Raw genomic sequence first — 14,034 nt, forward strand, 5'->3', positions numbered from 1 at the left:
GCGTCCTCTCACTCGAGTAGATAGCACCATGTCCGATCTACCGGACGACTTCGACTGTACGATCACCAACTGGGAGTATATCTACGGCCTGTGTCGCGACGTCGGCGACGAGGTTCGCGACGACGCGTTCGAACCCGACGTCGTCGTCGCGCTCGCCCGCGGGGGCTGGTTTGCGGGCCGCTGTCTCTGTGACTTCCTTGGACTCGACGATCTGACGAGTCTGAAGATGGAACACTACGTCGGGACGGCCGAGAAAAGCGACGAACCGACCGTTCGCTACCCAATGCCCGAAGGCAGCGTCGCGGGCAAAGACGTCCTCATCATCGACGACATCGCCGACACCGGCGGCTCGATCGAGCGCGCCTACGAGTACGTCACCGACCGCGACGCCGGCGAGGTTCGAACCGCGACGCTCCAACTGCTCGGCACCAGCGAGTACGAACCCGACTACGTCGGCGAACATCTCGAGGAGTGGACGTGGATCGTCTACCCGTGGAACTTCATCGAAGACATGGTCGATCTCATCTCGAGCGTGATGCGCCAGGCCGATCAAGACACGTTCGCCCAGGAGGAGATCCGCCACTATCTCGCCACGTTCCACGGCGTCGACCGCATCGAGATGGAGATCGCACAACCCGACCGCATTCCCGAAGTACTGACCGAGATGGACCGCCGCGATGTCCTCGAGTCGGCCGGCCCCGGCGAGTGGCAGTTGGCTGACGACTGAGTCGTTCGGTTTCGACCCACGTCACTTCGCGACCGATTCGGCCTCGCCCGAGTCCGACTGTTCGGCCGTCGTCTCGTCTTCCTCGAGTAACGACTCTTTCCAGGTGCCACGCGTAAACCACGCGACGGCGGCGAGCGCGCCGACGATGTCACCGACGACGACGCCTGTCCAGATACCCGTCGTGCCCCAGTCGATGACGAAGATCAGGACGTACGTGACCGGAACGCGCACGAGCCACAGCCCGAGCACCGAAAACGCGAGCGCCGTCTTCGTGTTACCGGCTCCGCGGAACGCACCCAGGATCACCTGCATGACTCCCATAAAGACGAACCCGATCGCAGCGAACTGAAGGTACGTAACGCCGTAGGCGAGCGTTTCGGCCCGGCCGGCTTCCTCGGCCGTGAGAAACACCGCGACGAACGGCTCGGGGAAGAAGAAGGCGAGCGCGCCGGCGACGGCCATGATCCCCGCGATCACGCCCGAGGCGAGCCACGTCGCCTTCGCTGCCCGGTCGGCTCGTCCAGCGCCCAGATTCTGGCCGACGATCGAGTCTGTCGCCTGTCCCATCCCCATCGCAGGCAGGAAGGCAAGCGAGATCAGCCGATTCCCGAGCCCGTAGGCCGCGACGACCGCTGGCGGGAACGTGACGACGATCGCCGTCATCGCGACCAGCGCAAGCGCCGTCATCGACTGCTCGATCGCCGTTGGCACGCCGAGTCTGGTGATCTCGCTCACGTACTCGAGGCGCGGTCGGAGATGGCCCGGTTCGATAGTCGGCCCAGTCGTCGTGTAGTAGAGCAGATAGAAGCCGATCAGCGTGGCGAGCCCCCGCGAGACGACGGTCGCGACGGCAGCGCCTTCGATCTCGAGGCGGGGCAGCGGTCCGACCCCGAAAATAAGCAGGGGATCGAGTGCGAGATTGACGACGACGCTGATGACCATCACGCGCATCGGCGCGCGAGTGTTGCCGTAGCCTCGCATGAGCGCGGCGAAGACGAAAAAGCCGAAGACGAAGGGCACGCCAAGAAAGAAGATCCGCAGGTAGTCGCCAGCCAGTGGGAGGATCGCGGCTTGCGTGTCGCTGTCGGCGGGGAGGGCAGCGAGCATCGGATCCGTCGCGACGTACCCCACGATGCCGAGTGCGACTGCGAGTATCGAAATGAGCGAAATCGTCTGCCCGGCGATCAGGCCACCCTCGCTGCTTTCTGCGCCCGTATGCTGGGCAAGCAAAATCGAGCCGGCTGTCGTGAAGCCGGCGCCGACAGCGATCACCAGAAAGAGTAGCGGAAAGGCGAGACTCACCGCGCCGACGGCATCGGGCGAGAGCGCGCCGAGCCAGAAGGTGTCGCCGACGTTGTACGCGACCTGCAGGAGCTGGATGACCACGAGCGGCCAAGCGAGCCTGAACATCGGGCGAACGAGCGCCCCCTCCGTGAGAGACCCCTCGCTCGACGGACCGCTTGAGGACATACCCGATACTCTTGCTCGAGTTACTTCACCTCTCGTGAGGCGTGATATCTGCACGCAGTCTCCGTTCGGTTTCCACCGACCAGTGGAGGTGTCGACGTTCAGGTTTTAGAAACTGTACTGTTCAAAGATATTTCTTCAGATGATTGGCTATCTTCCTGATATTGGATAAAAGTACAAAGGAATCTCTGTACATGGAAAGGTTTACATCATTATGAAAACCTGCTCCGAGTAACGCGTATGAGTCCCCAGTCAACCCTCCCTCCCCGCAGTTCGACCGGTTCCTCTCGCGCTCCCACTGCCGAGGAGTCGCCGGCACTCTCTCAAGACGAGATCTTTCACATTCTACAGACGAATCGCCGGCGAGATACGATCCAATACCTGCTCGACATCGACGACGAAACCGTCAGAATGCGCGAGATCGCCGAACACGTTGCCGCTCGCGAACACAATACGACGGTTCGAGAGCTCACATCCGCCCAACGCCAGCGCGTCTATATCCCGCTGTACCAGTCACACCTTCCGAAACTCGACAAGAAAGGCGTCATCGAGTACAACAAATCCCGCGGCATCGTTCGTGCGACCGACCGATTGGAGATCTTCCAACCGCACCTCGAGCCGTATCGCGACGAGTCTCCCCAGGACGACGCCGATCGCTCGCTCGTCGCGTACCTCTTTTCTGACTACTACACGACGGCGATCGCTGCGAGTACGAGCCTGCTGGTCGCTTCCATGCTCGGCGTGCTCGCACTCTCCGGCGTGATGCTCGGGACGATCATCACCATCCTCTTCGTGCTCGCAACGATCGGGACGAACCGCGGCTTCTCGTTTTCAGGAACCGGGACCGCTGACTAATCGCTCGTCACCGGCCACTCGCTCGAGGCAACTCACCGTCCGAGACTGATTTCAGAGTGCGATCAGTCGGCGATCGCTTCGCTCGAGTCCGTCTCGACCGTCGCGTCTTGCACCCAGAGGTCGCCGAACAGCTCGTCCTGCTCGAGGCGGACCCGTCCCCGGTGGGAGAGAAAGAGCAGCGCCAGATACGTCATCACGCGCGAGCCGCCGACGTCTTCGATCTCGGCGTACAACACTTCCTCGCGGCCCCGGTCGTACTGGCCCTCGAGTGCGGTCTCGACGTCGTCGATAACCGTCTCGATGTCCTCCTCGTGGGTCGTGTGCGTGACATCGTCGCTGGTCGGCTCGTCGTCGACCCGGAAGTCGTCGCCCGAGTGGTAGTTCAGTTCCTGCATCCCGCGGTCGTACCCGCGTGGCGAGTCGCTCGTGTCGTAGCTTCGGGACTCCTTCCACCGTGTGTCGCGTTCGGCGCTTCGAAGTTCACGAACCAGTTCGTCGAGCGTCTCCGGCTTCCCGCGGGCGTGTTTGCGCTCGAGGCGGCGTTCCATCTCCGCCTCGAGGCTCTCGACGGGGTCGAAGCCGGGTGCTGGTCCGTCGTCGCCGTCCATCGGCCCCTCGTCCGCGAAGGGAGCCTCCCACGGCGGGAGTTCCTCCTCCTCTGGTTCGTCCGGTGCGAACAGTTCGTCGCTTTTCATCCGCAAGAGCACGCTCGCGTAGAACAGCGCGCGGCCCGACGTCCGCAGGTCGGCGTCGTCGAGCGCCTCGAGGAACTTGTCCGTCACCGCGACGATGTCGATGTCCCACGGATCGATCTCGCCGTCTTCGGCGAGTTGGACCAGCAGTTCGACGGGTTCGACGTCCTCACTCTCGCCTGCGTCGTCACCGCTCTCGCCGTCGACATCGTCCTCGACGGCGCTCTCTCCGTCTCGTTCGTCACCGTCGGAAAACTCGAGGACCGTCGAATCCGAGTTTCCGGGTCGCTCGCGGTCCTCGTGGCTGGCGATGTGCAGCGGGATGTCGTCGTCTTCAGTCACTTGCCGGCACCTCCTCGCTCTCGCCGTCGCCCTCGCTGCTGAGGTCGATGCCAGTCACGGCGCTCACGTTATCCTGTTGCATCGTCACCCCGATGGCTCGCTCGGAGCGGTCGAGCATGGCCGAGCGATGCGAGACGACGACGAACTGCGCCTTCTCGGAGAGTTCGTCGACCATCTGGCCGATTCGCTCGGCGTTGACGGCGTCGAGGAAGGCGTCGACCTCGTCCAGTGCGTAGAACGGAGCCGGATTGTGGCGCTGGATCGCGAAAATAAACGCCAGCGCCGTCAGCGACTTCTCGCCGCCAGACATCGCGTCGAGTCGCTGGATCGGCTTGTCGCCGGGCTGGGCTTTCATCGTCAGCCCGCCGTCGAACGGATCGGCCTCGTTCTCCAGATGGAGGGTCCCGGTCCCCTCCGAGAGCTTCTCGAAGATCTCCGTGAACTGCTCGGCAATCTCGTCGTAGGAGTTCATGAACGTCTGTTTCTTCAGCGTCTCGTACTGCTCGATCCGGTCGCGGATGCCCTCGGCTTCCTCGACCAGCGTCGCCTTCGCGTCCTCGAGACCATCGAGATCCTCTCGCACGTCGTCGTACTCGTCGATCGCGAGCATGTTCACCGGTTCCATTGCCTCCATATCCGCCTGCAACACCTCGATCATCTCGAGGACCGTCTCGTGGTCCGGCACGTCCTCGGGGTCGTAGTCGCCGACCTCGGCCTCGAGGCTCTCGATCTCCCACTCGAGGTCGCGCAGCCGGCTGCGTGCGTCCTCGAGTTTGCTCTCGACGGCGTTGACCCGATCCTGTTGCTGGTCGCGTTTCGTTCGGGCCGTGGACAGCTCCGCTTTCAGGTCGCTGCGTTCGGCTTTGAGTTCGGTCAGTTCCTCCTCGAGTTCCGCGACGGCCTCCCGTTTGTCCTCGAGTGTCTCGCGTTTCTCGGCGATCGCCTCCTCGCAGTCGTCGATCCGGGCTTCCTGTTCGGCTTTCCGGTTCTGGGCCGTCTCGATGTCGTCGTGGAGGTCCTCGATCGCGTCCTCGGCGTACTCTTTTTCCAGACTCAGTTCGTTGAGTGTGCTGTCGAGATCCGCGATGCGGTCTTCTCGCTCGTCGATTTCGTCCTCGAGACGTTCGATCTCGGCGGTGAGTTCGGGAATCTTCGAGTCGGCGAGTTCGGCCTCGAGGTCGTCGATATCGGCTTCGATCTCCGCCACCTCGGCCGTTTTCGTCTCGATCTCGCCTGAGAGATCGGTCATCCTCTCGTCGACGGACTCCCGCTCGGCCTCGAGGTCGTCGAGGTCGTCTCGGAGTTCGTCGATCTCGGCTTCGATCGACTCGCGTTCGTCCGCGAGGCTCTCGAGTTCGGTTTCGATCGAGCGCACTTCGTCGGTCGCGTCGGTCTTCCGATCGCGGGCGTCGTCGAGGCGTTCCTCGACGCCACGAAGCTCCTCGCGAAGGGAATCGCGCTGGTCTTGCAACTCGGTGATCTGTTTCGCGACGCGCTCGAGTTGGCCCTCGCCGCCGCCGGTAAAGGAGTACCGCGAGCCGCCGCCGGAGCCGCCGGTCATCGCACCGCTTTTCTCGACCAAATCGCCGTCGAGCGTGACCATCCGGTAGTCGCCCATGTACGAACGAGCGGTCTCTAAATCTTCGACGACCAGCGTGTCGCCGAGGACGTACGAGAAGACGTCGGCGTACTGCCCGTCGAAGTCGACGAGGTTGTACGCGAAGTCGACCACGCCGGGATCGCTCGGGGCGTTGGGCAGCCGGCGCTTGTGCATGTCCGTCATCGGGAGGAACGTCGCTCGCCCCGCGTTGCGCGATTTGAGGTGGTCGATGCACTGCTGGCCGACGACGTCGTCGTCGACGACAACGTTCGCGAGTCGCCCGCCCGCAGCCGTCTCGCAGGCGACAGCGTACTCGCCGGGGACAGTCCCCAACTGCGCGACCGCGCCGTGAACGCCGTTGATCCCTGCGTTCAGGATCGTCGTCACCGCACGGCCGAACGAGGAGTCGCCGCTTTTGCCCGCGTTGGCCTCGAGTTCGGCGTACTCCTGTTGTTTCGCCTGAATCGTATCGTCGACGTCGTCGAGATCCGACTGGAGCCGGCGCTTTTCACGTTTGAGGTCGTCGACGACGCCCGCGATGTTTTCGCGGTTTTTCTTGGCCTTCTCGAGTTCACGCTCGAGATCGGCCCGTCTGTTCTCGATCTCGGGGATCTCCTCGCGGCGTTGCTCGATCGTCGCCTCCTTTTCACTGATCTCGTTCGAACGCCGCCGGGCTTCGTCCAGCAGTCGGTCCTGTTCGCGCTGGAGGTCGTTTTTCTCGGTCTTGACCGCCTCCAGCTCGTCTTTTCGCTCTGCGAGGTCGGCTTTCAGCTCGTCGAACTCGGTGTCGACAGCGTCGATTTCGGCCTCGAGGTCGTCGCGTTCGGCCTCGCGGTCCTGAATCTCGCTTTTGACTTGTGCTTTCTCGAGTTTGTGCTCGCGGATCTCGTCGTCGAGCTCTTCGATCTGTTCCTGTTTGCGATCGATCTTGACGAAGGCCTCACGGCGCTTCGATTCGGCGTCTTCGATCGCGTCCTCACTGGTCTCGATTTTGTCCTCGAGCCGCGAGATGTCGCCTTTGATCTCCTCGATGTCGCTTTTGATCCGGAGCTGTTCGTCCTCGCCTTTGCGCTCGATTTCGGCGTTCAGATCTTCGAGGTCTTCCTGCAAGCGGACGACTTTCCCCTGTCGTTCGTCGAGTTCACGCTGGAGGTCGGTCAGTTCCTCCTCGAGGTCCTCGACACGATTCTCGGCGCTCGCGAGTTCGTCGCGTTTCTCCTCGAGTTCGCTCGCCTTCTTGTAGCCCTCGTACTCCTCTTTTTCGCGCCGCAAGCGTCGGTATCGCAGGGCTTCCCGGCGTTCGTCCTCGAGTTGGGCGAGGCGGTCGCGTTTCTCCTCGATGCGGAGTTGGGCCTCGTCGATTCGCTCTTCGACGACCTCGAGTTCCTCGAAGGCGTCTTCCTTTTTGGCGTCGAACTCCGCGACGCCGGCGATCTCGTCGATGATCTCTCGACGGGCGTGGGGCGTCATGTTGATAATCTCGGTGACGTCGCCCTGCATGACGACGTTGTAGCCCTCGGGCGTGACACCCGCCTGTGCGAGCAGGTCCTGAATATCCGAGAGGTTGACCGAGCGATCGTTCAGATAGTAATAGGAGTAGTAGTTGTCCTCGGTTTCTTTGACCCGTCGGCGAATCCGAATCTCGTCGACGTCGCCGACGTCGTCGCTGCCAGCGGCGTTGACGACCTGCGAGCGCGTCAGCGTTTCGTCGCTGTTGTCGAGAATCACTTCGACGGTCGCCTCGCGCGGGCCAGCGGAGTTGTTGCCGTCCTCGTGGCCGGGGTTGTAAATCAGGTCGGTCAGCTTTTCGGCGCGAATACCGCGCGTCCGAGCCAGTCCGAGCGCGAAGAGTACGGCGTCGATGATGTTCGATTTGCCGGAGCCGTTGGGTCCGGTAACGACGGTGAAATCCTCGTAAAACGGTATCTTCGTTTTGCGGCCGAAGCTCTTGAAATTGTCCAGAACGAGTGCCTTGATATACATATGTGAGCCAGCCCTCCGTCTCGTCGGGGAATCGTGACCAGTCGATCGCGAAGCGAATGGGACCGCGACGCTGCCACGTAGTTACGCAACAATAATGTCGTCGCTACCTGAGTCTTCCGTTTCGTCGGTCGTCTCGTCCTCGACGTCCGCGTCGGCCGTCGCTTCGGCCACCTCGTCGGGCGCTGCTTCCTGTGTCGTTTCGGCGTCGCCTTCTGGCGCTGCGCTGCGTCGCTCGGGAACGCGAGTCGGCGTCTCGGTATCGAGTTCGGCCTCGAGGACGCGGATGCGCTCTTTCGCTTCGATGAGTTCGTCCGTCAGCCCCTCGACCGTCGACTCGAGTTCCGCGACCGTCGACTCGAGTTGTTCGACACGGTTTTTCGACATATCTTCTAGCGGTTCGTCCGCCCACATAAACGTACGTCAGACACAGCTAACCGTTCTGGTAGGTTCGCCATGGGGGATGGTGATCGTCACGGAACCGCACGAGAAGACTGCCTCAGCAGATCAGTTGTCGTCTTCGCGCCACTTGTGTTCGCACTCGGTACAGATGAAAAAGCGCGTCTCGGATTCGTCGGCCGACCGGATCTGTTGCATATACCAGTGCGCACGGTCGTTCCCACACTCGGGACAGTGGGCGTCGGTCTCTGGCAGGGACGTCTCGCCGGAGGACTCGATAATCTCGCTGGCTTCCTGGTCGTCCGTGACGATGTACTCCTCGGCATCGCCTTTCGGTTTCGTATAGCCACAGCTGCCACACTCCCAGAGGCCGTCGTCGGCTTTCATCATCGAACCGCATTCATCACAAAATTCCATCGTTGTCCGGGTTACGTCGGCCGAGTGACTTAAGGGGCGCGTTTAGCCCGAGCCAACACCCGGTTCGTTCCCTCGGACGGGCCAGCGGTACCACCCGCTTGAGTGAACACGCGATCGGTCTCAGCACGCCGGACGGTGTTCGGATTTTTATATACCCGCCCGTGCTATCCCTCGAGCATGTTCGGAACGAGCGGTATTCGCGGCGAAGTCGGCGAGGAAGTGACAGCCGAGTTGGCGCTGTCGGTCGGTCGAGCGCTCGCCTCGGAGGGGTACGAGCGCGTCGTCGTCGGTCGTGACGTCCGCGAGAGCGGGACGATGTTAGCCGACGCACTCGCCGCCGGTGTTCGAGAGTGTGGCGGCGACGTCATCGACGTCGGCGTCGCGCCGACGCCGACCGTTGCCCGCGGCGTCGAGTGGCTCGAGGCTGACGCGGGGGTCGTGATCACGGCCTCGCACAACCCAGCCACGGACAACGGGATCAAACTCTGGTCGCCGAGCGGACAGGCCTTCGACACCGAGCGTCGGGCGGCGATCACAGACCGAGTCGAGAACGAGCGCTACGACCTCGAGGATTGGACCGGTATCGGCGACCGCAGTCACCACGACGGCTTGCTCGAGCGCCACGTCGAGACGGTTACGGACGCCGTTGGCGACTTCGAGGGACTCGAGGTCGTCGTCGACGTCGGTAACGGAGCCGGCAGCGTGACGGCGGACGCGCTGGTCGAACTCGGCTGTCACGTGCGGACGCTCAACGCCCAGCCCGACGGGCGGTTCCCGGGCCGGCCCAGCGAACCCAACGCGGAGACGCTGACGGACTTACAGCAACTCGTCGGTGCGACGGACGCCGACCTCGGCATCGCTCACGACGGCGACGGCGATCGGATGATGGCCGTCGACGAGCGCGGCGAGTTCGTCCCGAAGGACCTCCTGCTCGCGCTGTTCGCTCGCGAGGCAGCGGGCGATGGCGAGCAGGTCGCCGCACCGGTCGATACGAGCCTCGCCGTCGACGACGCGCTCGCGGCCGTCGGCGCGAGCGTAACCCGGACGGCCGTCGGCGACGTCTACGTCGCGGAACGGGCGACCGAGCCCGAGGTCGTCTTCGGCGGCGAACCCAGCGGGGCCTGGATCTGGCCCGAGGAGACGCTCTGTCCCGACGGCCCGTACGCGGCCTGTACGCTCGCGGCGATGGTCGCTCGAGACGGCCCACTTGGCGACGCAGTCGACGCCCTCGAGACGTATCCGATCCGGCGGACGTCGCTCGAGGTCGATGACAAGACAGCCGTGATGGAGCGCGTCGAGGCGACGGTTCGCGAGCGCGAGTTGGAGGTCGACGCGTTAGACGGCGTCCGGATCGATCACGGCGACGGCTGGACGCTCGTCCGTCCGAGCGGAACCGAACCCGTAGTTCGCGTGACCGCTGAAGCGCGCGATCCCGACCGGGCGGCGGCGCTGTTCGAAGACGCCCGCGCACTCGTCGCTGATGCGGCCGACACCGAATAGGTCGAGCCGACGACAGCCGATCGCGCTACCGCTCCCCGGCCAGCGCCGAAAAGAGCCGTTCCTCGAACTCGTCCCTGTCGATCCCGTCTGCGGGGCCGATCCCTTCCATGTGGTCGACGGATACTTGCCCGCCGCCCATCCGGGCGTGCCCGCCCGCGTTGGCCATTGGAATGTCGCTGACGGCGTGGCGGAGAGTCTCTCCCATGTGGACCCGATCGTCTCGAGAGCGCCCCGAGAGGTGGATCGTGCCGTCGTGTTCGCCGTAGACGACGACCGCCGTGATGCCCTCTAACTGCATCAGTTCGTCTGCGGCTTGGGGAATGGCATCGACGTTGGAGAGTTCGCCGACGTCGCAGACGGCGAAGGGGCCCTTGACGCGCTTTTCGGTGATCGCCGTCGCCTTGATCTGCAAGACGTCGTCGCTGACCTGCGGGTTGGCAACGCGATCTAGCATGTCCTCGTCGATCCCCGGAAAGAGCGTCGCACAGGCGTCGAACTCCGCCCGCGAGCAGCCGTTCGTCAGGTGGTTCGTATCCGAAAGAATGCCGTAGAGCAACCCGGTCGCGAGTTCGTCCGAAATCTCGAGACTGTCGTCGTCCGGTTCGATCGCTGCCCCGAGTTCCTCGAGGTACTCGACGACGATCGTCGATGCCGCGCCGTATTCCGTGCGGACGTCGGTAAACTCCGTGCCGGTCCCGTTACCGGGATGATGGTCGACGACTGCGACCGGTTCGACCGATTGAGAGCCCGCAAAGCCACGCGGCGTGTTGTGGTCGACGAGCACGACGGCGTCGGCGGCGAGCTGTGAACTCGTCTCGATCTGTTCGAGGTCGACGTCGAGAACGGTTCGAAACGCGCGGTTTTCTTGGTGGCGGATCTCACCGGCGTACTGGAGCGTCGTCTCGGTACCGACGGATGCCGCGATGTTCGCGACCCCCATCGCACAGGACATCGCGTCGGGATCGGGGTTCGGATGCATCAATACCGCGACGTTGTCGTAGTTCCCGAGCAGCCGCTGGAGGTGGGCCCCCGGTGGCCGACGAAACCAGCGGACGACCCACCAGCTCCCGACGACGACTGTCGCGGCCGCTAACACGACCAGCGAAAGGATGAGCGGCTCGAGGGACCGTGCTGTGTCGACGATCGGCTCGAGAACCAACGTGTCCACCTCGAGCGACGGCTCGCTCGAGATGGTCCGGGTTCGCATATCACACAATTATATCGAATCCTCAAGAAATTTCCCCCGCAGACGACGGCCCGACGTCACGCCGCGTCGGCGACGTACGCGTCGATCGCGTCGCGGTAGCCCTCCCGATAGGTCGGATACGCGAACTCGTAGCCTAGTTCGCGCAGTTTCTCGTTGGCACAGCGTTTGCTCGTCACGAGGCGTCGCCGCGCGGCCGCCGAGAGGTCGTCGTCTGCGAGTCGGTCGGCTTTCGTCCGTTTCGGCGGGTGCTCGACGCCGGCGGCATCCGCCAACCAGTCGGCGAAGACCCACTTATCCGCGGGTTCGTCGTCGACGATCTGCACGACCGCACCGCGGGCGAGGTCCTCCTCGAGCAGGTAGCGGATGGCCCCCGCCGCATCGTCGCGATGAACCATGTTCAGATAGCCCTCGACGACTGGTCCCTCGAGGTAGCGCTCGAGGCGGTAGCGACCGGGACCGTAGAGTCCCGCAAAGCGAGCGACGGTGCCCTCGTATCCGTACTCGGGTGGCAACTCGCGGGCGATCCGCTCGGCCTCGGCGAGCACTTCGGTCTTCTCGGTCGTGGGCCCGATCGGCGTCTCCTCGTCGACCCAGCCGCCGTCGTGATCTCCGAGGACGCCCGTCGAGGAGGTGTACACCAGTCGCGCCGGCGGCTGGTCACGCTCGCCGAACTGTTCGATCGCCGTTTGCAGTCCCTCGATGTAGACCTCGCGAGCCGCCTCGGCACCGCGGCCGCCGCTGCTGGCCGCGAAGACGATCGCGTCGACGTCCGGCACGGCCTCGAGTCCTTCCTGATCGGTAATATCGGTCTGGACGGCCGCAAAGCCGGCGTTCTCGATCGCCTCGATACCGTCCTCGGATCGGCGAACACCGATCACGTCGTGACCACGGTCGGAGAGCTGTCGGCCCAACTCGAGACCGACGTACCCACAGCCCAAGATTGCAACGTCCATGTCCACAGTCGCGCCTGAACGAGTATAACTACCCTGCTCGCAGCGAGACTGGCTGGCACCGGTTGATCGTCGGCTCGAGTCAGGGCGCGCCGTCGGCGATCACGTACTGGATGTGGACGAACTCCGCTAGCGACATCGGTGCGCGCTGTTCGATCTTCTGTTGGATCTCTTTCGCCTCGAGATCGATGTCGATGTGACTCTCGATCGCGTCGACGTCGAGGACGGCCGTCGACATGCCCAACAACAGATGTTCGCAGGCGATAGTCACGATTTCGTCAGCGTCGGGTTCGCCGTCCTCGAGCGCCAGAATCTGGGCCGCCTCGGTGAGTGTGAGGGCTGGCGAGTCCCCCTCGAGCAGCGCCTCGAGGGAGTCACGGTCGACGTCAGTCGCGGCGGCGACCTCGTCGGGGCCGTGCTGTTCGATCACCGACCGGAGGTCGGCGTCGTACTCGGCACGGAGTTCAGCGGGCGAGTCGGGAACGGTCATCCGCTGTTCGTAGAACATGCCAGAGAACACGGGTATCGCGCTGAAAGGTATTGCTATCGTCGCCACTTCTTGCGGTGGGACGGCTGTCACTCGAGGTCGACCCGAACAACCGATCAGTCGGCGAGAAAAACTCGCTCACCGGAACGTTCAACAGGACCCCGTTACATACACGTGACATGAAAGTCGCCCTGATCGGTGTTGGACAGGCCGGCGGCAAAGTGACCGAACGACTCGCCCGATTCGACGCGGAGATGGGGTTTGGGGCCGTTCAAGGGGCGCTGGCGGTCAACTCCGCGGAACCCGATCTCCAGTCGCTCGAGTACGTCGACACCCAGCTGATCGGCGCAGACCGGGTCAACGGCCACGGCGTCGGCGGCGACAACGAACTCGGTACCGAAGTCATGCAGTCGGACATCCAGCAGGTGCTTGGCGCACTCGATGGCCGGGTCACCTCGAGCGCCGAGGCGATCTTCGTCGTCGCGGGACTCGGCGGCGGCACCGGCAGCGGCGGCGCGCCAGTGCTCGTCCATCACCTCCAGCAGGTCTACGACGTGCCCGTCTACACGCTCGGCATCTTGCCGGGGCGCAACGAAGGGGCGCTGTATCAGGCCAACGCCGGCCGCTCGCTGAAGACGATCATCCGCGAAGCCGACTCGACCCTGCTCGTCGACAACGACGCGTGGCACGAGCAGGGCGAAAGCGTCGAAGGGGCGTTCGAAACGATCAACGAACGAATCGCCAAGCGCGTTGGGCTGTTGTTCGCCTCCGGCGAGGCCGTCGAGGGCGTCGGCGAAAGTGTCGTCGACTCGAGCGAGGTCATCAACACGCTTCGAGCCGGCGGCGTCGCTGCGCTCGGCTACGCCACCGAAATCGCGAGCGAGGACAGCGCCGAGAACATTCGAACCGCGATGAGCGTCTCGCGACAGGCGCTGTTGACGGGGACGAGTCTGCCCGACGCGACGACGGCCGACTCGGCCCTGCTGGTGATCGCCGGCGACCCCGATCGGATCCCCCGAAAGGGCGTCGAGCGAGCGCGCCGCTGGCTCGAGGACGAAACCGGCAGCATGCAGGTTCGCGGCGGCGACTTCCCACTCGAGAGCGATCGTCTCGGCGCGCTCGTCTTGCTCGGCGGTGCGGAACGCTCCGAGCGCATTCAACAGTTCATGGAGCGCGCACGTGAGGCGAAACGCGCACGCGAGGAGACGCGAACTGACCACGCGGCGCAGTTCGCCGACGACCGACTCGAGGACCTCTTCTAGCGACCGTTCGATTTCGCTGTCGCCCTGTTCTCGACTTGCCAGATACCGTGAGCGACGAGTCCGTCGGCTGCTCGAGACGACGTGTCCGGGTCAGCGGATCGTTCGGCAGTCGATCCCAAGCGACCTGTCGGACTGCGAGAGGGATCGGT

12 protein-coding genes are annotated in these 14,034 nt (G+C 63.8%); 4 read left to right on the plus strand and 8 right to left on the minus strand.

The annotated features are described in order from the left end of the window. Window positions 1-28: 28 nt before the first annotated feature. Window positions 29-727 (plus strand): phosphoribosyltransferase, encoded by a 699-nt coding sequence (locus tag GCU68_RS12545; RefSeq protein ID WP_152942099.1) that lies wholly within the window; start codon window positions 29-31, stop codon window positions 725-727. 21 nt (window positions 728-748) lie between these two features. On the opposite strand, the gene GCU68_RS12550 is transcribed toward GCU68_RS12545, so the two are convergent. Continuing rightward, window positions 749-2,197 (minus strand): MATE family efflux transporter, encoded by a 1,449-nt coding sequence (locus GCU68_RS12550; RefSeq protein ID WP_152942100.1) that lies wholly within the window; start codon window positions 2,195-2,197, stop codon window positions 749-751. A 237-nt stretch (window positions 2,198-2,434) separates the two neighbouring features. Here GCU68_RS12550 and GCU68_RS12555 point away from each other — a divergent pair, with 237 nt between their 5' ends. Continuing rightward, a complete protein-coding gene (locus GCU68_RS12555) occupies window positions 2,435-3,049 on the plus strand; it encodes a DUF7344 domain-containing protein (RefSeq protein ID WP_152942101.1) in 615 nt (204 codons plus the stop codon). 62 nt (window positions 3,050-3,111) lie between these two features. Here the strand turns inward: GCU68_RS12555 and GCU68_RS12560 are convergent, their stop codons facing one another. The 4 genes from GCU68_RS12560 to GCU68_RS12575 form a co-directional block, all read right to left on the minus strand. Beyond that, window positions 3,112-4,083 (minus strand): segregation and condensation protein A, encoded by a 972-nt coding sequence (locus GCU68_RS12560; RefSeq protein ID WP_152942103.1) that lies wholly within the window; start codon window positions 4,081-4,083, stop codon window positions 3,112-3,114. Beyond that, window positions 4,076-7,666, minus strand: coding sequence for a chromosome segregation protein SMC (smc, locus tag GCU68_RS12565; RefSeq protein WP_152942105.1), 3,591 nt, complete (start codon window positions 7,664-7,666; stop codon window positions 4,076-4,078). Before smc ends, GCU68_RS12560 begins: the two co-directional genes overlap by 8 nt. A gap of 81 nt (window positions 7,667-7,747) precedes the next feature. Beyond that, window positions 7,748-8,050 carry a DUF7518 family protein gene (locus GCU68_RS12570; RefSeq protein ID WP_152942107.1) on the minus strand — a complete coding sequence of 101 codons (303 nt, stop codon included), beginning with the start codon at window positions 8,048-8,050 and terminating at the stop codon, window positions 7,748-7,750. A 120-nt stretch (window positions 8,051-8,170) separates the two neighbouring features. Next, window positions 8,171-8,479, minus strand: coding sequence for a transcription factor S (locus tag GCU68_RS12575; RefSeq protein ID WP_152942109.1), 309 nt, complete (start codon window positions 8,477-8,479; stop codon window positions 8,171-8,173). Between the two features lie 177 nt (window positions 8,480-8,656). Between GCU68_RS12575 and glmM the strand changes: the two genes are divergently transcribed. Further along, entirely contained in the window at window positions 8,657-9,979 is a 1,323-nt protein-coding gene (glmM, locus tag GCU68_RS12580) for a phosphoglucosamine mutase (protein WP_152942111.1), read from the plus strand. 25 nt (window positions 9,980-10,004) lie between these two features. On the opposite strand, the gene GCU68_RS12585 is transcribed toward glmM, so the two are convergent. From GCU68_RS12585 to GCU68_RS12595, 3 genes are all read right to left on the minus strand, one after another. Further along, window positions 10,005-11,186, minus strand: a complete 1,182-nt coding sequence (locus GCU68_RS12585; protein WP_152942113.1) for a DHH family phosphoesterase — start codon at window positions 11,184-11,186, stop codon at window positions 10,005-10,007. A 56-nt stretch (window positions 11,187-11,242) separates the two neighbouring features. Continuing rightward, complete coding sequence (locus GCU68_RS12590) at window positions 11,243-12,139, minus strand: SDR family oxidoreductase (protein ID WP_152942115.1); 897 nt, start codon at window positions 12,137-12,139, stop codon at window positions 11,243-11,245. A 79-nt stretch (window positions 12,140-12,218) separates the two neighbouring features. Continuing rightward, a complete protein-coding gene (locus GCU68_RS12595; protein WP_152942117.1) occupies window positions 12,219-12,644 on the minus strand; it encodes a DUF5791 family protein in 426 nt (141 codons plus the stop codon). Window positions 12,645-12,802: 158 nt separating this feature from the next. Here GCU68_RS12595 and GCU68_RS12600 point away from each other — a divergent pair, with 158 nt between their 5' ends. Then, complete coding sequence (locus GCU68_RS12600) at window positions 12,803-13,885, plus strand: tubulin/FtsZ family protein (RefSeq protein ID WP_152942119.1); 1,083 nt, start codon at window positions 12,803-12,805, stop codon at window positions 13,883-13,885. Window positions 13,886-14,034 lie beyond the last annotated feature (149 nt).

The sequence above is a fragment of the Natronorubrum aibiense genome (assembly GCF_009392895.1).
Classification (GTDB): Archaea; Halobacteriota; Halobacteria; order Halobacteriales; family Natrialbaceae; genus Natronorubrum; species Natronorubrum aibiense.

Coding starts and splice junctions, on each gene's coding strand:
- GCU68_RS12570 (WP_152942107.1), bottom strand. CDS start 8,050: ATGTCGAAAAACCGTGTCGAACAACTCGAGTCGACGGTCGCGGAACTC.
- smc (WP_152942105.1), bottom strand. CDS start 7,666: ATGTATATCAAGGCACTCGTTCTGGACAATTTCAAGAGCTTCGGCCGC.
- GCU68_RS12575 (WP_152942109.1), bottom strand. CDS start 8,479: ATGGAATTTTGTGATGAATGCGGTTCGATGATGAAAGCCGACGACGGC.
- GCU68_RS12545 (WP_152942099.1), top strand. CDS start 29: ATGTCCGATCTACCGGACGACTTCGACTGTACGATCACCAACTGGGAG.
- GCU68_RS12600 (WP_152942119.1), top strand. CDS start 12,803: ATGAAAGTCGCCCTGATCGGTGTTGGACAGGCCGGCGGCAAAGTGACC.
- GCU68_RS12595 (WP_152942117.1), bottom strand. CDS start 12,644: ATGTTCTACGAACAGCGGATGACCGTTCCCGACTCGCCCGCTGAACTC.
- GCU68_RS12585 (WP_152942113.1), bottom strand. CDS start 11,186: ATGCGAACCCGGACCATCTCGAGCGAGCCGTCGCTCGAGGTGGACACG.
- GCU68_RS12555 (WP_152942101.1), top strand. CDS start 2,435: ATGAGTCCCCAGTCAACCCTCCCTCCCCGCAGTTCGACCGGTTCCTCT.
- GCU68_RS12590 (WP_152942115.1), bottom strand. CDS start 12,139: ATGGACGTTGCAATCTTGGGCTGTGGGTACGTCGGTCTCGAGTTGGGC.
- glmM (WP_152942111.1), top strand. CDS start 8,657: ATGTTCGGAACGAGCGGTATTCGCGGCGAAGTCGGCGAGGAAGTGACA.
- GCU68_RS12550 (WP_152942100.1), bottom strand. CDS start 2,197: ATGTCCTCAAGCGGTCCGTCGAGCGAGGGGTCTCTCACGGAGGGGGCG.